This window comes from Neorhizobium sp. P1_A6 (genome assembly GCF_056406795.1).
Genome location: NZ_JBFTZM010000002.1, coordinates 106,050 through 126,175, shown reverse-complemented (window position 1 = coordinate 126,175; position 20,126 = coordinate 106,050). Strand labels below are relative to the sequence as shown.

At 59.3% G+C, this 20,126-nt stretch carries 20 protein-coding genes and 6 pseudogenes; 16 read left to right on the top strand and 10 right to left on the bottom strand.

The window, feature by feature from the left end:
• Positions 1–19 precede the first annotated feature (19 nt).
• Positions 20–1,423, bottom strand: a complete 1,404-nt coding sequence (locus tag AC1D3C_RS04675) for an MmgE/PrpD family protein (protein ID WP_477482096.1) — start codon at positions 1,421–1,423, stop codon at positions 20–22.
• 278 nt (positions 1,424–1,701) lie between these two features.
• Between AC1D3C_RS04675 and AC1D3C_RS04670 the strand changes: the two genes are divergently transcribed.
• Positions 1,702–2,622 carry a LysR family transcriptional regulator gene (locus AC1D3C_RS04670; RefSeq protein WP_477482095.1) on the top strand — a complete coding sequence of 307 codons (921 nt, stop codon included), beginning with the start codon at positions 1,702–1,704 and terminating at the stop codon, positions 2,620–2,622.
• A 198-nt stretch (positions 2,623–2,820) separates the two neighbouring features.
• Here the strand turns inward: AC1D3C_RS04670 and AC1D3C_RS04665 are convergent, their stop codons facing one another.
• Positions 2,821–3,819: an ABC transporter ATP-binding protein gene (locus tag AC1D3C_RS04665; protein WP_477482358.1), complete on the bottom strand. Its 999-nt coding sequence runs from the start codon at positions 3,817–3,819 to the stop codon at positions 2,821–2,823.
• 59 nt (positions 3,820–3,878) lie between these two features.
• Here AC1D3C_RS04665 and istA point away from each other — a divergent pair.
• The 6 genes and pseudogenes from istA to AC1D3C_RS04635 all read left to right on the top strand — a co-directional run bounded on the left by istA (position 3,879) and on the right by AC1D3C_RS04635 (position 9,549).
• Positions 3,879–5,412 (top strand): annotated as a pseudogene (gene istA / locus AC1D3C_RS04660) (IS21 family transposase).
• Positions 5,402–5,651 (top strand): annotated as a pseudogene (locus tag AC1D3C_RS04655) (ATP-binding protein); the annotation flags it as partial. The pseudogenes istA and AC1D3C_RS04655, both read left to right, overlap by 11 nt.
• A gap of 415 nt (positions 5,652–6,066) precedes the next feature.
• Entirely contained in the window at positions 6,067–6,558 is a 492-nt protein-coding gene (locus AC1D3C_RS04650) for a DUF305 domain-containing protein (RefSeq protein ID WP_477482094.1), read from the top strand.
• Positions 6,559–6,698: 140 nt separating this feature from the next.
• Positions 6,699–7,667 (top strand): alpha/beta fold hydrolase, encoded by a 969-nt coding sequence (locus AC1D3C_RS04645; protein WP_477482093.1) that lies wholly within the window; start codon positions 6,699–6,701, stop codon positions 7,665–7,667.
• A 12-nt stretch (positions 7,668–7,679) separates the two neighbouring features.
• Positions 7,680–8,123 (top strand): YybH family protein, encoded by a 444-nt coding sequence (locus AC1D3C_RS04640; protein WP_477482092.1) that lies wholly within the window; start codon positions 7,680–7,682, stop codon positions 8,121–8,123.
• 595 nt (positions 8,124–8,718) lie between these two features.
• The gene (locus AC1D3C_RS04635) at positions 8,719–9,549 is read left to right on the top strand and encodes an NmrA family NAD(P)-binding protein (protein WP_477482091.1); all 831 of its coding nucleotides are present in this window, start codon (positions 8,719–8,721) and stop codon (positions 9,547–9,549) included.
• Positions 9,550–10,089: 540 nt separating this feature from the next.
• On the opposite strand, the gene AC1D3C_RS04630 is transcribed toward AC1D3C_RS04635, so the two are convergent.
• Entirely contained in the window at positions 10,090–10,248 is a 159-nt protein-coding gene (locus AC1D3C_RS04630; RefSeq protein WP_477482090.1) for a hypothetical protein, read from the bottom strand.
• A 264-nt stretch (positions 10,249–10,512) separates the two neighbouring features.
• Positions 10,513–10,695 (bottom strand): hypothetical protein, encoded by a 183-nt coding sequence (locus AC1D3C_RS04625; protein WP_477482089.1) that lies wholly within the window; start codon positions 10,693–10,695, stop codon positions 10,513–10,515.
• 487 nt (positions 10,696–11,182) lie between these two features.
• On the opposite strand from AC1D3C_RS04625, the gene AC1D3C_RS04620 reads away from it, so the two are divergent.
• The 3 genes and pseudogenes from AC1D3C_RS04620 to AC1D3C_RS04610 all read left to right on the top strand — a co-directional run bounded on the left by AC1D3C_RS04620 (position 11,183) and on the right by AC1D3C_RS04610 (position 13,347).
• On the top strand, positions 11,183–11,392 hold the full coding sequence (locus AC1D3C_RS04620) for a hypothetical protein (protein WP_477482088.1): 210 nt from the start codon (positions 11,183–11,185) through the stop codon (positions 11,390–11,392).
• 948 nt (positions 11,393–12,340) lie between these two features.
• Complete coding sequence (locus AC1D3C_RS04615) at positions 12,341–12,616, top strand: DUF4242 domain-containing protein (RefSeq protein WP_477482087.1); 276 nt, start codon at positions 12,341–12,343, stop codon at positions 12,614–12,616.
• A 156-nt stretch (positions 12,617–12,772) separates the two neighbouring features.
• Positions 12,773–13,347 (top strand): annotated as a pseudogene (locus AC1D3C_RS04610) (IS5 family transposase).
• Positions 13,348–13,360: 13 nt separating this feature from the next.
• Here AC1D3C_RS04610 and AC1D3C_RS04605 read toward each other — a convergent pair.
• The gene (locus AC1D3C_RS04605) at positions 13,361–13,975 is read right to left on the bottom strand and encodes a TetR/AcrR family transcriptional regulator (protein WP_477482086.1); all 615 of its coding nucleotides are present in this window, start codon (positions 13,973–13,975) and stop codon (positions 13,361–13,363) included.
• Between the two features lie 116 nt (positions 13,976–14,091).
• Between AC1D3C_RS04605 and gstA the strand changes: the two genes are divergently transcribed.
• Positions 14,092–14,775: a glutathione transferase GstA gene (gstA, locus tag AC1D3C_RS04600; protein WP_477482085.1), complete on the top strand. Its 684-nt coding sequence runs from the start codon at positions 14,092–14,094 to the stop codon at positions 14,773–14,775.
• Positions 14,776–14,819: 44 nt separating this feature from the next.
• Here gstA and nadE read toward each other — a convergent pair.
• Positions 14,820–15,106 (bottom strand): annotated as a pseudogene (nadE, locus tag AC1D3C_RS04595) (NAD(+) synthase); the annotation flags it as partial.
• Here nadE and AC1D3C_RS04590 point away from each other — a divergent pair.
• From AC1D3C_RS04590 to AC1D3C_RS04575, 4 genes are all read left to right on the top strand, one after another.
• Positions 15,066–15,497, top strand: a complete 432-nt coding sequence (locus AC1D3C_RS04590; protein ID WP_477482084.1) for a DUF1772 domain-containing protein — start codon at positions 15,066–15,068, stop codon at positions 15,495–15,497. The pseudogene nadE and the gene AC1D3C_RS04590 overlap by 41 nt on opposite strands.
• A 29-nt stretch (positions 15,498–15,526) precedes the next feature.
• The gene (locus AC1D3C_RS04585) at positions 15,527–16,177 is read left to right on the top strand and encodes a TetR/AcrR family transcriptional regulator (RefSeq protein ID WP_477482083.1); all 651 of its coding nucleotides are present in this window, start codon (positions 15,527–15,529) and stop codon (positions 16,175–16,177) included.
• A gap of 147 nt (positions 16,178–16,324) precedes the next feature.
• Positions 16,325–16,564 carry a serine hydrolase gene (locus tag AC1D3C_RS04580; RefSeq protein WP_477482082.1) on the top strand — a complete coding sequence of 80 codons (240 nt, stop codon included), beginning with the start codon at positions 16,325–16,327 and terminating at the stop codon, positions 16,562–16,564.
• A 60-nt stretch (positions 16,565–16,624) separates the two neighbouring features.
• Positions 16,625–17,287: a glutathione S-transferase family protein gene (locus AC1D3C_RS04575; RefSeq protein ID WP_477482081.1), complete on the top strand. Its 663-nt coding sequence runs from the start codon at positions 16,625–16,627 to the stop codon at positions 17,285–17,287.
• A 177-nt stretch (positions 17,288–17,464) separates the two neighbouring features.
• On the opposite strand, the gene AC1D3C_RS04570 is transcribed toward AC1D3C_RS04575, so the two are convergent.
• From AC1D3C_RS04570 to AC1D3C_RS04555, 4 genes and pseudogenes are all read right to left on the bottom strand, one after another.
• Positions 17,465–18,178 carry an RNA polymerase sigma factor gene (locus tag AC1D3C_RS04570; RefSeq protein WP_477482080.1) on the bottom strand — a complete coding sequence of 238 codons (714 nt, stop codon included), beginning with the start codon at positions 18,176–18,178 and terminating at the stop codon, positions 17,465–17,467.
• 44 nt (positions 18,179–18,222) lie between these two features.
• Positions 18,223–18,543: a cupredoxin domain-containing protein gene (locus tag AC1D3C_RS04565; protein WP_477482079.1), complete on the bottom strand. Its 321-nt coding sequence runs from the start codon at positions 18,541–18,543 to the stop codon at positions 18,223–18,225.
• 9 nt (positions 18,544–18,552) lie between these two features.
• The gene (locus AC1D3C_RS04560; RefSeq protein ID WP_477482078.1) at positions 18,553–19,074 is read right to left on the bottom strand and encodes a DUF4142 domain-containing protein; all 522 of its coding nucleotides are present in this window, start codon (positions 19,072–19,074) and stop codon (positions 18,553–18,555) included.
• Between the two features lie 143 nt (positions 19,075–19,217).
• Positions 19,218–19,555: pseudogene (locus tag AC1D3C_RS04555) on the bottom strand (DUF488 domain-containing protein); the annotation flags it as partial.
• A gap of 7 nt (positions 19,556–19,562) precedes the next feature.
• Here AC1D3C_RS04555 and AC1D3C_RS04550 point away from each other — a divergent pair.
• Positions 19,563–19,997: pseudogene (locus AC1D3C_RS04550) on the top strand (SOS response-associated peptidase family protein); the annotation flags it as partial.
• Positions 19,998–20,126 lie beyond the last annotated feature (129 nt).

The following is a 20,126-nucleotide window of genomic DNA, read 5'->3' as shown; positions in this document are numbered from 1 at the left end:
TCTTCGAAGACGTTCCCTTTTACCGATGGCCCGGATGGGCCGGTTTTTGGATCCGCAGGGTCGTTTCGACGCCCGTCATGACTTCGCCGACGTCGATTGCCGCTCTCACCGATCTCGTAAGTTTGAAAAGCGGTTCCGCCGCTGCCGCGTGACCACTCCAGGCGCAGCAGGTCTGAAATTTTGCCAGCAGATCGTCCTCGTTCAGCGGGTTCTCCGGCGAACCTTTCGGATGGCTGACCGTCGCCTCCATGACCCCGCCGTCCTTCAGATAGACCCGTGTGGTCGCCTCGAAATTCGCGCCATCGACCATCAGAGCATTGTCGTAAGCGATCAGGCGGATGCGAGGCAGCCACGCGACAATCCGCTCATCCCTGACGCTTTCCGGCGTGAAGTGCTTGAGTTCCAGCGCTCCGTCGACCAGCATTCGCGCCATGCAATAGGTGCCGCTGAACCGCGCTTCCATTTCATCGGCGGGACGGTCGAAGCGAAGGTTCCGTTTTGCCATCTCGGGCAGAGACGTCTCGATCCGGTCGATCGCCTCCAGCGAAAACCCCGGCTCTCTCTGCAGGATTTCCAAGGCATCGACGCTACGATGGGCTGCCCCGCAGCAGGGGAATCGCTTTGCGAGCAATCCGCTCGCCTCGATTTCCAGCGCCTCACCGAGACCCTCGATCATGACTTCGGCATCGATGTTGCCCGCCCCGGTCAGCGCCGCGAAACCCCAGTCGCCGGCAAGAGGGTCCTCATTGGCACCGATACCGGCCATGGCGAACCGAGCCGCAAGAACGGCGTTTTTCGCGGCGAGCCCGGCATGGATCGGCTTCATCATGGACCCGAATTGCAGCTTCGAACCGGCTGCCATGCTGGTTGCCGCGCTCATTGCAGCAAGCACCTGGTCCGGAGTGGCGCCAAGTAGCCGGGCGCAAGCCCCGGCAGTGCCGATAGCTCCGATCGTCGAGGTGGAATGCCAGCCACGCTCATAGTGGGCAGGCTGCATGAGACGGCCAATGCGCCCCTGGAGTTCCAGCCCGACGATGAATGCGTCGATAAGCGCGGTCCCGTCGATCCTGCGACCATTCACCAGAGATAAAAGCGCGGGAGCGAGGACCGCCGTCGCATGAGTAAAAGCGGGCGCGAAATTGTCGTCGAAATCGAGCGCATGCGCCGCGGTTCCGTTGATCAGGGCCGCCCAGGGCGCGCTCACCCGGGCAGGCGCTCCGAACGCGAAGCATTGCCCCAAGCCACCTTCGGCCGCCGCGTTGATGACCGAAACAGTGGAAACGTCATTCATCCCGGCGATCATACACGCAGTGATATCCGCGAACGCGTCTTCACCGCGAAGGTGGGCAGACGAACCGAAATGGCAAGCGCCGGCGGCCCATTCGGACAATGCCCGAAATGCTGGTTTTCCTTCGTCGCCCATTTGAGAGGCTCTTTGCGCCGTCACCGAGTGCATCGTCGTTCCCACCCGACATTGTTGCCGGTTATTGCGGTCGATGATGGCCAAAGGGACAGGCATCGGCAAGAAACTAACTAGTCGCCCATGATGAATTTTAGTTATAATAGGATAGCCGCGGACGGGCTTCTACCCTCGCGTCGCGGGACCGGACAGAGACAAAAAGCTGCCGCCTGAGAGTGCAGAGGCGATGGCAGAAGCTTGCTGGATAACCGGAAGTTATTGGACATGCGATCGGAGAAACAGTGGATCTGAGACAGCTGAGGAATCTGGTTCTGGTGGCGCGTTACGCCAGCTTCGGGGTCGCAGCCGAGAGATTGAATGTGACACAGCCCGCGCTCAGCAAGAGCATTCGCGCGCTGGAAGAGTCCTTGGGTGTTCGGCTCCTGGATCGTGGACCCTGGGGCGTCAAACCAACTGATTATGGTCTGCGGCTGATCGAATATGGAGAGCTCGTGCTCTCCCTGACGGACGAGGCGCGGAACGAATTAGACGCCATGCGCGGTGCCCGCCGAGGCCGGTTACGCATCGGTGCGGTCACAACGGCAATGCGGGAAATCGTACCGACTGCCATCAAGCGATTTCTCAAAGCCCAACCGGAAGTCGATGTTTCACTTAACGAGGAGCTCAGCTCAGCGCTTTATGCCTCTCTGCTCAATGGCGCCATCGACATTGCCGTGATGGCCCGGCCAAAAGATATTTCCGAAGAGATCGAATTTCTCAATTTGCTTGAAATTCCAGTCGACATCGTCGCTGATCGCGATCATGAGTTGGTGAAGCTTCCCAAAGTCAGCATTGCCGACCTGATAGAATATCGCTGGGTGATCCCTGCCCGGCCTGAACCGGACCGGTTGGCGCTCGAGGCCCTGTTTGCTACCGCGCAGCTTCCCCGCCCTCTTGCAATCTGTGAAACAACGTCGTCGACCTTCCAGATGTCGATGATCGCCGGCTCAAAATGGCTCAGTTATCTCACTCGCACGAGCGTGTTCGTGCAGGGACGCGATGCGCAGTTTGTGGCCCTGAAGCTCGATGGCCGGACGTGGACCCGCAATATCGGTATAGCCTACCGACGCCGGAGCGTCTTGCGGCCCGTGGTGATGTCATTCGCCAAGGAACTGGAAGCACTTTGCGCAAAATCACCAGGCCAGGATTATCGTTCATCCTGAAGGGAATCGAACCGACGACTCGCTTATTGTGTCGACTGAATCTACAGAAACGACTGATCATGCATTCATTTTCACAAACTCGAAAACTCCATCGATCACTGCGCCCTGCCTGGCGATCTTCTCGCTGCCACGACGCCGGTGCGGCCTCCTGGCGAGGCCGCTTTTCGTCTCAGATCTCTTCACGTCTAGATAACTCACTCAGATACGGTTGCCGTTAGCATCGAAAAGATGCGTCACGGCAGGTTCATAGGACAACCAGACCTGCTCCCCCGCAGACAAATTTGCGTCTCCGATAGTGCGTGCGATCACGGTTCCCAAGCGCTCAACCAAAACATGTAAAAACGTGTCACTCCCAAGACGCTCCGTGAACTGAACTTGGCCCTGCAAGGCGCCACTCTCCCGGCTCACGGTTATATGCTCGGGCCTGACACCGAGCGTCTGTGCTCCCGCGACCTCGGCTACAGCGCCGGTAAAGAAGTTCATTTTCGGCGAGCCGATGAAACCGGCGACAAACAGGGTCTGCGGGCGATTGTAGAGGTCGATCGGTGCGCCGACCTGTTCAATACGACCCTTGTTGAGCACGACGATCTGGTCGGCAAGCGTCATGGCTTCCACCTGGTCGTGTGTCACATAGATCATCGTCGCGCCCAGACGCTGGTGAAGCTGGGCGAGCTCGACGCGCATCTGGGTACGCGGGGCGGCGTCGAGGTTCGAAAGCGGTTCGTCGAACAGGAAAACCTTCGGTTCCCGCACGATCGCCCGGCCGATGGCCACGCGCTGACGCTGGCCGCCGGAAAGCTCTGCCGGTTTGCGCTTCAAAAGCGGGGTCAATTGCAGGAGGTCGGCGGCGGCGGCGACCTTCCGCTTGATCTCGGCGGTCGACACCCTTGCCATCTTCAGCGCGAAGCCGATATTACTCTCTACGTCCATGTGCGGATAAAGCGCGTAGGACTGGAAGACCATGGCGATGCCGCGCTCCGTCGGCCGATCGTCCGTAACGTCGCAGCCGTCGATGAAGAGATGGCCGTCGGTCGTTTCCTCAAGCCGTGCCGTCAGCCGAAGGAGCGTCGATTTTCCGCAGCCGGATGGTCCGACGAAGACGGTGAACGATCCGTCGGGGATGTGCAGGGAAACGTCCGGAATTGTTGGTTTCCACTCAGAACTGAGCCGGTTAGGCGCATAATTTCCATTGAGAATTGAGCCATGTGAACCTTCCCCCCAACGCGGAGAGCGACGGGGGCAACGGAGTGATCCACATGGGACTTTTAAACATCATCCGTCGGATGGCGCTGCGCGAGAAGCAATCGGTGCGCGAGATCAGCCGGCGCACGGGGCTGTCGCGGAACACGATCGCGAAGTATTTGAACGCGGGTACGATCGAACCGACGTTCATGGTACCGGAACGGCCGAGCAAGCTTGATCCTTTTGCCGACAAACTAGCGGCGTGGCTGAAGACAGAGGCCGGGAAGTCGCGCAAGCAGCGGCGAACATTGAAGCAGGTTCATGCCGATCTGCTGGCGTTCGGCTTTACTGGTTCCTATGGCCGGGTTGCCGCTTTCGCCCGTGATTGGCGGGCGGATCGACAACGTGAGCAGCAGACGACGGGCCGAGGCATATTCGTTCCGCTGTCTTTCCGGCCAGGCGAAGCATTCCAATTCGATTGGAGTGAGGACTATGCCGTGATCGGCAGCGAGCGGACGAAGCTGCAGGTCGCCCTATATCAAGCTATCGCACAGTCGCGCGTTTCTGGTCAGGGCCTACTTGCTGCAAACGCACGAGATGCTCTTCGACGCCCATTGGCACGGCTTCCGGGTCTTCGGCGGTGTGCCTGGTCGTGGCATCTATGACAATATGCGCACTGCAGTCGATCGTGTTGGCCGCGGCAAGGAGCGACAGGTCAACATCCGGTTCCTCGCGATGACGAACCACTACGTCTTTGCGCCCGAGTTCTGCAACCCAGCGGCAGGATGGGAAAAGGGGCAGGTCGAGAAGAACGTCCAAGATGCCCGACCGCGGCTGTGGCAGCAGATGCCGGACTTCCCGGATTTGCTGGCGTTGAATATCTGGTTGGAACAGCATTGCCAGGACCTGTGGCGGGAGACGCCGCATGGCACCTTGTCAGGCACGATCGCGGATGTTTGGGCTGATGAGCGGGCAGCATTGATGGCGTTGCCGACTGCATTTGACGGTTTCGTCGAGCAGAGCAAACGCGTCTCGCCGACATGCCTGATCACCTTCGAGCGTAATCGTTACAGCGTGCCTGCGTCTTTTGCCAACCGGCCCGTCAGCCTGCGGATTTATCCCGAGAGACTGGTTGTTGCAGCCGAAGGCAATATCCTCTGCGAACATCCGCGGATCATAGAACGCAGCCACGACAAACCGCCGAAGACGATTTACGACTGGCGGCATTATCTTGCGGTCATCCAGCGGAAGCCCGGAGCTCTGGGTAATGGTGCGCCTTTCCTGGAATTGCCGCGGGCCTTTCGACAACTGCAGGACCAGATGCTCCGCCGCCCCGGCGGTGATCGTGAGATGGCGGACATACTCGCTCTTGTCCTTCATCACGACGAACAGGTCGTCGTCAGAGCTGTGGAACTGGCTCTGGATCAAGGCGTGGCGATCAAGACGCATGTGCTGAACCTGTTGCATCTGTTGATCGACGGCAAGACGACCGACGGTCCCGACGTGGATACGCCCCAGGCGCTGACCTTGCTGCGCGAACCCAAGGCCAATGTCGAACGCTACGATGGTCTGCGCGTTCGGATCGCGGGAGGTCGCCATGCGTCATGATCCCGCCAGCGCTGCCGTGGTCATCATGCTGCGCAGCCTGAAGATGTATGGCATGGCCCAAGCCGTCACGGACCTCATCGAGCAAGGCGCTCCGGCCTTCGATGCAGCCGTGCCGATCCTCTCCCAGTTGCTGAAAGCCGAGATGGCCGAGCGTGAGGTTCGCTCCATCGCTTATCACATGAAGGCTGCCCGTTTTCCCGGCCTACAAAGACATCTCCGGATACGACTTCGCCGCCAGCCCGGCACGAATTCGCGCACTTGAACAGCGGCCTTAAGCGGCTCCTCTGGATTCTGATCACTCCAAATGCGGCAGGTATCCTGCGGCGGTCATGAGAGGATGCTGAACCGGCGGCCATTCTCGAGCCGACCCGAAGTGCAGTGAGCGGATAGGCCGTCGCAGTTTGGGTGCGCGGGACATTCGAGTGGAACGGATACTGTTATCTGGTGCCCGCCTTCGCGGCTTGTTAACCGACGAAAAAAGGCGATGGAGTGGGACTTGCTGCGATCGGAAGCAGTCTCTTGAGGTTTGCCGAGGGCCAGCTCCGGCGACGGGGAACCAAACCGCGCCTGCAAGGTTAGGAGACATTCCTTTTCCAGGCACCGCCAGCGAGAAATTTTCCCTCATCCAGCATCTGAGGGCCAAAGAGAGCCAGTATGCAACATCACGACCATAGTGAGCACCAGGGCATGAGCAGGCATCCCTACGCGATGTTCGCCGTCAGCATGCTCCTTAGCCTCGTTATCATGTACTTCGTGATGTTCTCGATGATCGACGGATGGAGCGACTTCCGGAATAACCTCAACATGCTCTATATGGCGCTGACGATGGTTGCGCCGATGGGCATCATCATGCTTGCGACCATGGGCAGCATGTACCGGAACAAGAGGCTGAACGCTCTCATACATATCGGCTTGGTAATCCTGTTCGCGGCCGCCTTCGCGGCGACCCGCATCCAGGCCTTCATAGGAGACAAGCAGTTCATCGCCTCCATGATCCCTCACCATTCAGGCGCGATCCTCATGTGCGCGGATGCGGATCTCAAGGATCAGGAACTCGTTGCTCTATGCTCGGAAATTTCGCGCGGCCAGCGCGAGGAGATCGAACAGATGAATGCGATCCAAGCTCGACTTAACGATCGCGACTGATCGCCTTCCTCACCGCCGCGGCCTGATGCCTCGAATACACTGCCGCGCCGTTCCCGGCAAGAATGTGATCGCGACCGGCAACGCCGCTCCGCCGGCTCATCGCTGAGTTGACCTATTCAATGATCGCTGAGGAGAATGCCATGCTCCGTATATTGATTATCATCGCGTCGCTCGCTGCCATGCCGGCTGCAGCGCAAACTGCAATCGAGGCGCAGCCTACCTTGGCGCGACAAAGCGGTGTCCCCGTCAACTTCGAAACGCAGTTCTCGCATCACTACGCTCGGGCCAAAGGCGTCAGGTTGCACTACGTGATTGGCGGCGCGGCTGACGGACCACTGGTAGTGCTGCTCCATGGCTGGCCGCAGACCTGGTACACTTGGCGCAACGTTATGCCAGCACTTGCCAAACGAGGTTATCGCGTCGTGGCGGTCGATTATCGTGGCGCCGGCGATTCCGAGAAGCCGCAAGGCGGCTATGACAAAACGACCATGGCCGCGGACATTCATGCGCTCGTGCAGCAACTCGGCGCCACCAGGGTTAACCTTGTCGGCCGCGATATCGGGGTGATGATTGCCTATGCCTACGCCGCGCAGTGGCCGGACGAAGTCGGGACGCTCACAATGCTCGACGTGCCGATCCCCGCTACCCAGGCATGGGACGAAGCCAAACACAAGCCGGACCCCGAACTCTGGCACTTCGCCTTCTTTCAGCAGAGAGATATTCCCGAGTTGCTGATGACGGGGCACGAGTTCGCGTTCATTCGCGATTTTATTCACGACCGCGAATTCCGCCCGATCGCCGACCAAGACGTTCGCGTCTACGCCGATGCCTATGCCGCGCCCGGCGGCTTGCGAGCCGGGTTTGAGCTGTACCGCGCGTTTCCCGCGGACGAGCGCCGCTTCGCCTCGTTTCAGAAGACTAAGCTACCAATGCCGGTGCTGGCGCTTGCCGGCGACAAGAGCAATGGCATGGTCGAGCTGACCATGGCGCGCGGCCTCGCCACCAATGTCATTGGCGGCACCGCCCCTGATACAGGGCACTGGCTTCCCGACGAAAACCCCGAGTTCCTATCGCAGCAACTTATCGATTTCCTCGGCAAACACAGCTAATCGGAGGATGCAATGGCTTCCAAGCAAGATGAGATCAAAGCGCTTCTGGACGCTCGACAAGAAGCATGTCAGACGAAGGACATTGACAGGCTTATGTTGCTTTATTCCCCTGACGTCACGTATTTTGATGTCGTGCCACCTCTCCAAGGCTTTATCGGAACCGATGCTGTCCGGCGCAATTTTCTACGGTGGTTTCACGAATATGAGGGCCCGATCGGGCTGGAAACCCGAGACCTGGAGATTGCAATGGACGGGGATGTCGCCTTTGCCCACATGCTTCACCTGGACAAGGGAAATATTCACCTGTCGAAGGCCGGACTTGGGGAAATGTGGGTGCGCTCCACTGTGTGCTTCCAACGGTCGGATCAGCAATGGCTGATTACGCACGAACATATTTCGTGGCCGTTTGAGTTCAACAAACAGGGTGGAAATGTAGTCATGAGCCTTGCCCCGTGACATCTCGGAAGGCCGCCGAGTGGGCATGTGATATTGCAGATGCCTATTCCGCATTTCGAGCGACACCTCTAGGTGAGCCGGGCTGGCGGCTTCAACGCCACGTGCTCTCGTTCTTTTGCTCGTAGTGGACAAAGGCCGTCTTTATGCCGTTGAGGACGTCGGCCGAAGGCGTGGCGGCGCAGCGGTCTCGGGCGTACGGAACATTGCCGTGTGCATCGCCTGATGAAGGACACGCTCGATCGCTGGCTTGAAGTACTTCGCCAGCGGCGGCTGATCAACAACATGGGCAAGGCTCTGTTCACTGAACTTCGCCGCGATCCCGGCGTTGTCGAGAAATTGCTGCGGGCATTATCGCACAGCATGGAAGCAACTGACGCACCGACAGAGGTTCTCGAACTATTGCAATCAGCTGCCAAGGTGATCGTGCAGCGAACGGCGAGGAGGTTCTGTCACGTCCGGTCACGCCAGGCGCTCGATCTACCGCGCCGGTCTGCCGCAACGGCAGCCATCATCTTGATCGGCTCAAGGCGCACAACAATCTACTGGAACAGGGCCGCGAAAACCACAGGACACGAGAAAACCATAGGAGATGGTAATGACGATTCTTGCTGTTGGCGCCGCCGGCCGATTTGCCGGCAATGTCATTCCCGCGCTTGCGCAGCGCAACGCTCGTGTGCGCGGCCTTGTTCGGAAGCCTGAAGAAATCGCCCAAGTGCGGGAGCATGGCGCCGCGGAAGCCGTTGTAGGCGACCTTCGGGACCGGGCGAGCCTGGATGCGGCGCTGAAGGATGTCGAGGTCGTGTTTTACATCGCACCGGCGTTCATGCCGGACGAAGCGGAAGTCGGCAAAGGCTTGGTCGATGCCGCGATCCGTGCAGGAGTTCGGCGGCTTGTCTTCTCGTCCGTCATCCACCCGATCCTTTCCGTGCTGGTCAACCACATTGCCAAGACACCGGTCGAGGAAGCGATTCTAACTTCGAAGCTGGAATATACCTTTCTTCATCCGTCCCGCTTTTATCAGAACTATCACGCTTTCTGGCACAAAGTCATCGAAACCGGCGTGCTGGCCGAGCCCTGGTCGGCCGAGACCCGGTTCTCTCTCGTGGACTATCGTGACATCGCGGAGGTCGCAGCCATCGCCCTGACCGAGGATCGCTTGCTTTACGGCACGTTCGAGCTGTGCGCGCCTGGCTGGCACAATCGTCACGAAGTGACCGCCTTGATGGGTGAAGTGCTCGGGCGGGAGATCAAGGAGCGCCGCGATCCAGGTGTGCTCGGCGAGGTTGGTCCAGGTCAAAAGACTATGTTCGAGCATTACGACCACCATGACCTGCTCGGGAATCCGCTGACCCTACGCGCGATACTCGGCCGCGAACCGCGTTCGCTAAGGGCCTTTTTCGAAGAGCTTGCCGCAGGCACTGGGTAGTATCTGACGGAAGGATGCAAGATATCAAGGCTCGCTATGATTTACGGTCGGCTGATCGATTTGCTCCAATTGCCCGGCAGGGTGGATCGGGGGGGAGCACGTCCGGAACAGCTTTGACCTTTCCCGACTTCATGGCAGAGGTTGCAGCGATCCGTTTTTGCTCTTGAGCATTTTCTCATGATTGAAAGCGCCAGGGATCAAACCAAGATATGGAAACGCGCAAAGACCGATCCCGAGGAGGGCGGATAGCCGAGGCGGTCGGCGACGTCAGGGAGCGAGAAGATCACTTGAAAGCCGGACAGGATGCCGGCGGGGATCATCGGCCGGATCGACCACGCGCGCTTAAGCACCCGACGCCAGTCGGCTACGAGTTTCGTGAGTGACGTCCTTTGAGATTGGAGGAACGCATCCTTTAGGCGTAGATGGCCCACTCTAATCGATTTTGGTTTTCCGGCGCTGGAACAGCCTTCGCTCACCTTGATTTGTGGTGCCGAGCATATGCTCGCCGCATCGGGCCGTGAGGTGCCCGCTCAGGGAGGATCACATGCATACGTTCGTCGCGTTTTTCGCCGCATTGCTGATGATACCCGCCAGGATCATTTTTGAGACAAAGGCTCCGGAGAAGCCGCTTACGCCTGAAAGGCTGATAAGAATGGGGGCTGGCAATTGATGCCCCAGCGTCCGCCCCGCATAGGCCAAAAGATGTACTCCGTTTGGGTGATGCACTAAGCTAGAGGTTGTGAGATATTCCCACTCGCCAAGAGACTGTTGAGGGCTCGGACGGGAAAAACGGGCGAGCCCTCTTCTTTTTGAACCTGTTGGTCTTGCGTCGGGTTGAGGGCCTGCATCCTGGCGGACCGGCGCAGGCCCTCGCACAAACCGAAATTTTCCGAGCGGATTAGCGCATACTGTCGAGTTACGGCCATTAAGCTGGATTGGTCGCGAAGTCCGCGAGGATCGAGTTCATTGCCTGCAGACCGAACACGCCTGATAGAGCGGCAGGCGATCTTCGCCGGCCGCAAGCAAGATCATCGGCCACTCAATGGCCGTGATGTCAACGCAGCCGGTCTTTGTCGATATGCCGGTCGTCGCGCTTGGTTGGCCGACCTTGACGCAGGCTTGCGCGATCGCGCATACCTCATCCATCCATCTCCGATATCGGCATCCCAGATGCCGATCTGATGCTCGCCGCGATCATCCCTGAAATCATAGGCAAGCCTGCTCTCAGCTGCCGGTCTCGTTCTGCAGAAACGTCGTCGGATGTCGGGAGCGCGAGCGACAAAGGCTGCAAGGTGAACACCCCATTTTCATAGCGGGGAACGCCGCCACCCTCCGCAGGTAGGCACTTCGATCGTGTCTTCCGGCCACGGATGCTCGGCGAGGAACTCGGCGGAAGGCGGTTCGATAACCGTCCACGCGTTATTGTGGACGGCCAGTAATAGCCAACGTCCGGCATCGTCTCGGCTCCGATATCAGGGCTCGCGAACATCGGTTTGTCGCCATGACTGGTGCGAGCCATCCAGAACTTATTCCCTTTGGGGGCTGCCATGTGTTCACCTTTGCCGGTCTGAGCGGCTGCTTGCATTTGCAATGAAAGGGAGCGAGCTTCTGCGCTCAACCCTGGGAGGATAGGATGAGAGCCAACTGGTCGATCAAGGTAGACTCGGACTACCTGGAATTTGCCACATCGGTGGAAGCAGCCGAGGTCATCAGAACGAACGTGCCGACGAACACACCTGTTGGGCTCTATGCTCCAGATGGAGCAACAGGCGCCGACTGGGAAGCTTTCAAGGGGATGCCGATCAGCAGCGCAATATTCGGCAAGCCTTGGAGTGGGCCTTAAGCCCCGGCTCACCTTATCGGGTCTCTCAACTTCCACCCGCTATTTTCTACCCTCGACTTTTTCTACCTTCGAATGCAAGCTGCCCTTGAACACGGCGTAGGAAACGCGCCGAGGCAATTGCAGGTCACTTCTTAATCGATCCAAATTCTCATGCGGATGCATGTTGGCATTGGCAAAATGAGGGATGATATGGTCCAGGGGCGTTTTGCAATCCGGTGCTGGATCACACCACGATCCGCGGAACCTCCAGACGCCGAAGCTTACTTCGACGATATGCCGGAGCTGGAGCATTCAGCTCTTCGTCTCCTGCGTGGAGGGAAGTACAAGTTGATCGCGGCCTACGAGTGGGACCCAAATGCGCGGGAACAAACGGAGCTCGGCACTTACACCTTGGATAACATTGGCAAGCTTTCTTGCATGGGAAGAAAGGCCGGCCCCTAGACTGCCCATACATCTACACAGTGTTGGCCACGTCACGTCCAATCTCTGGCTCACTTTATCATTTTAAGCCTGCTTCCGATAAACCCGCCGCTGTGAGGCGACGGGTTTATGGGGAGACACACCATTCTGGCGAAGCCCGTTGAATGGTGCCGGGGGAGATATGGCTTCGCGTACTTGCGAGATAAACCCTGCGGTCTTCCACATGTTCCGGCGTCGGACTTCGGTCTGAATAGCGAGCCTCCAATAGTCACTTCGATGTCGATCGGGGTGCGGGCACGGTCATTGGTTGGAACGAGATCAAACCCAAGTATTTCCGGCATAGCAAACCCGCCATTGCTGACGGGGCTGACGAGACGGCTTCCACGTCCCTCCGGTATAGCGCTCCAGGTTCCTAGGTGCCGCCGCATGGTGCGGCGGACTATCGCCTCTTACCCACCATATGGACAAGTTGACATTATTTCGACCCCCGCGCCCAATGCCCCTTCACGTCGAGGAGAGGATAAGCAGATGCCTACTTTCATCATCGAACGAGATATCCCCGGAGCGAGTAATCTTTCAAAAGCTGATCTGCGCGCGATATCGGCCAAGTCCAACGAGGTCGTTGAGAACCTGGGCGTGCCCTACACTTGGATCACAAGCTATGTCGCTGGCGATAAGATCTACTGCGTTCACGAGGCCCCAAGTGCCGATGCCATTCGTGAACATGCGGATAAGGGCGGCTTCCCAGCGAACAAAATTACCGAAGTTACATCCGTGATCGGACCTGAGACCGCTAACGCCTGACCCGAAAGTCCGATTGGACACCGGGGAGGCCTAGGTCGGATCGACATTCAGGATTCCCAAATCGCCTGACCGCTAATTCATAGGACACCGTGTTGAACCACGGGGGTCGTTATGGCGGCTAAGCGTTATGAACTGAGTGATGGGTAGTGGACGAAGATCGTGTCCTTGTTGCCGGGCAAGGTGGGCGATCCGGGGCGTACAGGCTCGGATAACCGTTTGTTTATCAATGGTTGCCTCTGGGTTTTGCGCTCCGGCGCACATTGGCGCGATCTGCCGGAGCGGTATGGCAAGTGGAAGACGGTGCATAAGCGCTTCAGCCGCTGGTGCCATGCTGGCATCTGGGAGCAGGTGTTCGAGACGCTGACGGCCGATCGTGACAACCAATACCTGATGATCGACAGCACGATCGTCCGTGCCCATCAGCAGACAGCTTCCGGAAAAGGGGGGCCAAGGATCAGGCGTTGGAGTGCCGTGCTGGCTGACAAAGCCTATGACAGCAATGCCTTGCGGGAACGATTGCCGACATGGGAGCCGAGGCGGTGATCCCGTCAAACCGCTCGCGCAAGATTATTATTCCGCACGATGAACTCCTCTACAAACAGCGCAACCGCATCGAGCGGCGCTTCAACCGAATGAAGCACTTCCGCCGCTTCGCCACCCGCTACGACCGCAGAACCATTCACTTCGAAGGCTTCCTCTATCTCGTCGCCGCTATGATCTGGCTGCGATGAATGTCGATTCCTACTAGGGCGCGCTCCCGCAGATCAGCTCGACGCCTGACCTGGCGATCGCTTCCAGCGTCTCGCGGCTGTCGCCGGCGCGGGCGCGGACGGCGAGCGAATGCATGACCGCGGAGGCGAGCCTGGCGAGCATCTGCGGATCGGCGCTTTGAGGAAGCTCGCCCCTTTCCAGGCCGAGGCGCATACGCTTTTCGATCTCGTCGTCGAAATCGTTGAGGCTGCGGCCGAGCACCTCGCGGACCCGATCATGCTGGACCGCCTCGGCCGATGCCGTGCCGATCAGGAGACAGCCGCGGGCAGCGGTTTCACCGTGCAGATAGATCGCCAATGCACCGGCATAGACGCGGGCGATATTGTCGCGAAGCGACAATGACGGGTCGAGCGCTTCGGCGAGCGTATTCATGCCGTCCTGCCGATAACCCTCCAGCGTATCGAGATAGAGATCCTCCTTGTCGCCGAAGGCGCCGTAGAGGCTCGGACGGTTGAGGTTGGTCGCAGCGCTTAGATTGTCGAGCGAGGCGGCGGCAAAACCTCTGTCCCAGAAGACATCCCGCGCCCTGCCGAGCGCCGCCTTGGCGTCGAAGGCCCTCGGACGGCCACGCTTCTTCTCGTCTTTCATATCTGTACCGTTTCGCATTAAATTCTTGACGAGAGCCATTTTATGCGAAACAGTACAGATGTTCAAACGTTATCAATGGGCGGCATCGACCGCCTCCACAAGGAGAGGAAACCACAATGAAACTTTATATGCACGCCGCGGCCTGCTCGCTTTCGCCGCACATCATCTGCCGGGAGCTGGGGCTCGATATCGAGCTCGTCCAGGTCGACCGGCAAACCCATAGGACGAGCAACGGCGAGGATTACCTCGCAATCAACGGCAACGGCTATGTGCCAGCGCTGATGCTCGACGATGGCAAGGTGCTGACCGAGGGGCCAGCGATCGTGCAGTTCCTCGCCGACAGCGTGCCCGAAGGGGCAGCCCTGTTGCCGGAGGTCGGCAACATCCGCCGCAACGAGGTGCAATCCTATCTCAACTTCATCACCGCCGAGTTGCACAAGCCGATGGTGCTGCTCTTCAATCCGATTTATTCCAGCGTTCATGGAGAGGTCCGCGCGCTGATATCGAAGCGGCTGACATGGCTGAACGAGCGTCTTGCCGGACCCTATCTCACCGGCGATACGTTTACGGTGGCGGATGCCTATCTCTTCGTCTGCCTGAACTGGTCGCCCTGGACAGACATCGGTCTCAAGCAATGGCCGGCGCTGCACGCCTTCATGGCCCGCGTGGCAGCACGGCCGAAGGTGCGCGAGGCACTGCAGGCCGAAGGGCTCGAAGCCTTCGATGCCGACGGCGTCTATTTCGCGCCGCATGCCTATCTCGCTTCGTCAGGACGGACGGGCGAGCCGGTCAGGCCGTAAAACCGGGTCGCGCCCGCACGAATGCCGCGCTCGGGCGATCGTCGGAGCGCGCTGACAGCCACCGGCAAAGTGCGCTTGTGAGCGGTCGCCCGATAGGCGGCGAGGATGCGTCGGCGGGCGACCTCGTCGACCGGCTTGCCTTCGAAGAAATCGTCGATCTCGTCATAGCTGACGCCATGGGCCTCCTCGTCGGGGCGCAGCGGTCACTGGTCCTCGAGATCGGCTATGGGCACCTTGAACACCAGCTCGTCCGGGCGCCGAGCTGCTTTGCCAGCAGGCGGACGCAGCGCTTGTTGAAGCCGGCGAGCGGCAGGATATCGGCTGCGCCGTCGCTCGATGAGCCGACCTACCGAGCGGTGCAGGCAGTCTACTATCCCGGCTTCACCATCGGCGGTCTCGTAGGCGAGTTCGGGAGCATGCTCTTGCTCGCCGCTCTGCTCTTCTTCATTCCAGCCGGCTCGGGGCGGTTCTGGTGGACCGCAGCGGCGCTTGGTTTCCTGCTTGCCGGCCACGCGGTCTATTGGGCCGTCACGCATCCTGCGAACAATGCGTGGCTGAAGGACACACAGCTTACAGGCGCAAGCAAGCTTTTCTTTGGGCTTCTTGCCGCTCCCGATGCGGATTGGAGGCACATGCGAAATGTCTGGGAGTGGTCACATGTGGCGCGGGCCTGTCTTGCCACGCTCGGCTTCATCGCCACAGCGCTAGCAGCCGTTCGTTGAGCACGCGGGCGATATCCGGAAGACCGCAGTTGAAGAAATCTGCGACGGAGCCGCCAAAGCGAAAACGGCGGGACCTCTCCCGGGACAAACTGATCGCCGTCGCGCTCCATCTGCTCGATGAAAAGGGCGCCGAGGCTCTGACGATGCGCGCCGTCTCGGAAGCTGTCGGCGTGACGCCGATGGCGATCTACAACCATTTCAGCAGCAAGCGCGATCTGCTCACCGCCGTCGCGGATCACGTCATTAGCGCAGCGAAGTTCGACGGCGGACACGAAGACTGGCGTGACCAGATCAGCCATTGTTTCCGGGCACTCCGCAGCCTCTGCCTCCGTCACCCGGGACTGCCCAGTCTACTCGAGCAAGACGGCGCCGCTCCGGCGAGCGTTTTCGCGCCGTTGGAAGTCACCCTGCGAGCGCTGCGCAGTGCCGGATTCGACGAACTCGATAGCACCCGGACCTATTTCCTGCTGATCAGTTTCACCCTCGGCCAAGCAGCCTATCAGACGCGAGGACCGGTTGAAGGGTTTGAGCCATCGGAGCGGGTCAGAGCCACGCGCATCGCCGGGAGGGGATACGAGCCAACTGAGCGCCTTAACTTGCCTTCGAGATGGGATTTCGACGCGAGTTTCGACTTTGGTCTGTCCCTGATTCTTGCCGGAACAGGAGCGATGGCGTCATGAGGGCTTGTCGCAAAAAAGTGTGCGGCAATCTTCGCTCGATCCCGATGCTCGCCTTTCACTCTCCCAAGTTCGAAATTCATCGGCCAAGGGGAGAACGATGCATGACAAAAAATTTTGGCGCGCGTGCTGCGACAACTCCGCGGCGCCATGACGAGATTGGTCGGCAGCGGCGACAGACGCGGCGCCGTGGCACTAGTTGCTCGCGGTGGCGGAGTTCACTTCGACGCTGGGGAATCGCACCAATTCGGGGGTGGGCGTTCAATGCAGCGGGACATGATTTTCCGGATTGCATCGACCACGAAGCTGACGGTGGCCACGGCATGGATCATCCGCTATTTTGCAACGTCGCTGATGGCCCACACACTGGCGGGCTCGCAGTCGAGATAACGGACGGAACCCACGGGCTCGGCAGCTTTCCGGGCGACATCGACACACAATGGAGGGTCCATGATCACGCTGTATGGCTTCGGACACGTTTATCCCGAGATGCTTGGTATGGGGCGCGACCTGCGTGTGCAATGGGCGCTGGAGGAAATCGGGTTGCCCTATCGTTTCCATGCCCTCGACTTCGTCGCAGGCGAACTCGGCAGTCCGGCCTACAGCCGGGTCAGCACCTTCCGCCAAGTGCCAGTGATCGACGACGACGGCATCATCGTTGCCGAGTCCGGCGCGGTGGTGCTCTACATCGCCGAGAAAGCGGGAAAGCTGATTCCCGCTGACTTCACCGGCCGCATGGAAGTCGTGCAATGGTGCTTCGCCGCGGTGACGACGGTCGAACCGCCGCTGTCCGGGATCGATGGGATAGACGCCGGCATGGGCGGTGTGGGCGCCGCCGAGCGGCGGGCGGCGCTGGTAGAGGAGGCTGGCCGCTGGTTCGCGGGGCTCGAGCGTCGGCTCGAAGGCCGCGAATGGATCGCATGCGACATGTTCACCGTCGCCGATATTCTCCTTGTTACGGTGCTACGCGAAGTCGGCCAGACCAATCTCCTCGAACCGTACCCGCGGCTGAAGGCATACTACGCAAGGGCCCTGGCACGCCCGGCATGGCAGCGCACGCGTAGCCTTTGCGCCGAGCGCAGCGGAGTACCGCTTGCGAACATCCCGCAATAGCTCGCGCCGTCGGCGTGGCCCAGGCGTCTGGACAAGGCATGTCGCCGGAACATTATGCCGACGGTCGCACCGACTCATCGCTTTCCGACTTCCGGCGCTGGCGCCTCCCCGGAGCTGTCTGTATCGGCACGAATTGTTGTGCTTCCCGGCAAGCCGCATCGACTTTGAGATGAGGGATCATAAGGTTTTGTGACGAAGCGCAGCGATGACGCGATCGCCCATGAATGCGCAACGGGCGCCATCGAATGGGAACAGGGCCGAGAAAGCTCCCGAGAGCTTCTTCTCGATCGACTGGCGCATCATCTTGCGCGCCCGGTGCAGCCGGGTCTTGGCTGTTTCTGGTCTTATGCCGAGATAAGACGCGGCCTCATCCGTACTCATGCCCTCGACATCCCGCAGCACGAAGACCGCGCGAAAATCGTCCGGAAGTTCGTCGACAGCATTTTCGAGGAGATGCCGCGCCTGGCTCCGCGACAGCTCACTTTCCGGGTCGGTTGCAGATAGTGAGGACGGAAACTGTAACACTTCGCCACCCGGCGCCATTGTCTGCATGTCGATTTCCTCGAGGCCGGTGGTGTTCTTTCGGGCCCGCACACGGCCGAGCGCCTCGTTGAGCGTAATGCGGGTCAGCCACGTCGAGAGTTGCGCCTCGCCGCGGAATGCCGCGAGATTGGTGAAAGCCTTAGTGTAGGCCACCTGGACGACATCTTCAGCTTCCCAATCGTTGCGGACGACCGCGCGCGCGGTGCGGAACAGGCGCTGATTGTGCCGCTGCACTATGGTTCGGATGGCGGACTCGTCGCCTATTTTCGCCAGCGGCACCAGATCGGCGTCGGACAGTGTCGACGTCTGCGGCCGATGTTGCCCCGCCGGAACTGGAATGGCTGCCATGGAAATCCTCCGTCTGCTCGCCTGTCTTTCGATGGAAGCCCGGCCTACGGCCGAACCTCCAGTATGCCCGTCATCGCGGGATGAAAACGACAATAGAAATCGATGGCTCCCGCTCCGCCGATCGTCATTCGGCTTTCCGATTTCGGCGGCAGATCGATATCGAAGCTCTTGTCACGAGCGGTTGCCGTGTGTCGGAATATATCATCATTTCGCCAGACGATCACATCACCGACATGCAGTTCAGCAGTCGGCGAGGCGAATTTCATGCCCGCGATGGTAATTTGATACTCGGTCGCCGAGGCAACCCCGTTGCTCGCCCAAAGCAGCGCAGCCAGCAGCGGGAGCGATTTCATGAGCGAGCCCATCCCTCCTGCCTATTTGATCATCGAAGCCAGATGCTCGGCATGCATCTGATGCTCCTTGAAAAGGGTCAGGCCCGTTTCCAGCAGTGATTTGAGCTCTTTATTTTGCGCAGAAGGGATCAAGGTGTTGGCAAGCGCGTTGTTGACCGACTTGTGATAGGCAACTTCGTTTTCAACATAAGCCTTGTCGAATGCAGCGCCGTCGAGTGCCTTCAGCGCCGTCAGTTCCTTAGCTGCCTGTGTCGATAAGGACTGGCTGATCGGGTTGTCTTCGGGCGTCACCTTCAGCTTCTTGACGAGGGCGAGCGCCTGGTCGTTCACAGCCTTGTGGTCGCGCTCCATGGTTTTGGCGAATGCGATGACTTCTGCATTCTTACTTTTCTTCAACGCCTGCTCTGCCGCGGTGACATCGATCTGCCCTGCGATATAGGCGATGTGGGCGATCTGTGGATCGGTCGGTTTGGCGTCGGCGGCGATCGAAGCCGTACCAAGCGACGCCGCCATCAGGGTGGCACCGAGAATTCGTTTGAACATGATCTGTCTCCCTTGTGTCGTGACCGAATGTCTTCCGGTGGCAACGGTGGTGCGCCTTCGGAAGCGAACATTGGATGCAGGTTTGTCGAAAGGGTTCCCGAAATTTCCGACACAAAAAGGCCGCGTGTCATCGATTGCCAGTCGCCGACGAAGTGCCGAAGAACGATAGCGTTATTGTGGTGCAGGTCTTTCGCAGCGTCGAGAAGCGTCGCGTCCGATTGCCCAATCTGGCGTTTCAGTTCCTCGACGGCCGATGGGTTCTTTTCCAATTCGTCTCGATAGCGGCGCTGGAACTCTGTCCATTTGGCGGGTCGTGGCCGAACCATCGGCGCAGCGCCGGGCTTGGCGCGATATCCTTCAGCCAGATATCAACTGCTGCATCCTGTTTGTTCAACCCGCGAGGCCATAGCCTGTCGACCAGGATGCGCATGCCGTCCTTATCGTTTTTCGGCTCGTAAATTCGTTTGATGTGTAAAGCCATTTGTGTCCGATGGTTTGGCGTCGAAAACAGATGCCTCGTCCCGGTCACCAGTTTCGCCGAACCGGATCCGGCGAGCCAGGAGCAGGGCGGCAACGTTCCGAACGCCTGGTTCGCCCGCGATGAGCAGAAGTCGCTGATGTTCTTTGCCGGTCTCCATGTGCCGCAATGGCAGAGTGTTCGAAAGGTCAGAGACGGCCTGACCACCGACGACCTCTATGGCTTCTTGACCACGGATCCCAACGACCTAGTGAAGCCAATCTATGGAAAGCCGACGCCCGTCCTGTTGCTGACGACGGAAGAGACCGACATCTGGATGCGGGCGCCCTGGGAAGAGGCCAAGCCGTTACCGAATGACGCGCTGATCATTTCGTCGCGTGAACCATATGGATCCACGATCGTGTCGAAATCCGGAGAGCCGGTCGAACCGGGTAATCTGCTTTGACTTTGAATTCAGAGCATGGATGTATTGGAAACGAAAAAGCCTGCCGCGGGAGGAGGTGCGGCAGGCTTCTCGAAATATTGAACAACGGCTGGGAGGAGGAGTGCCGCCGTTCCGTCAGGCGCCCTTTGG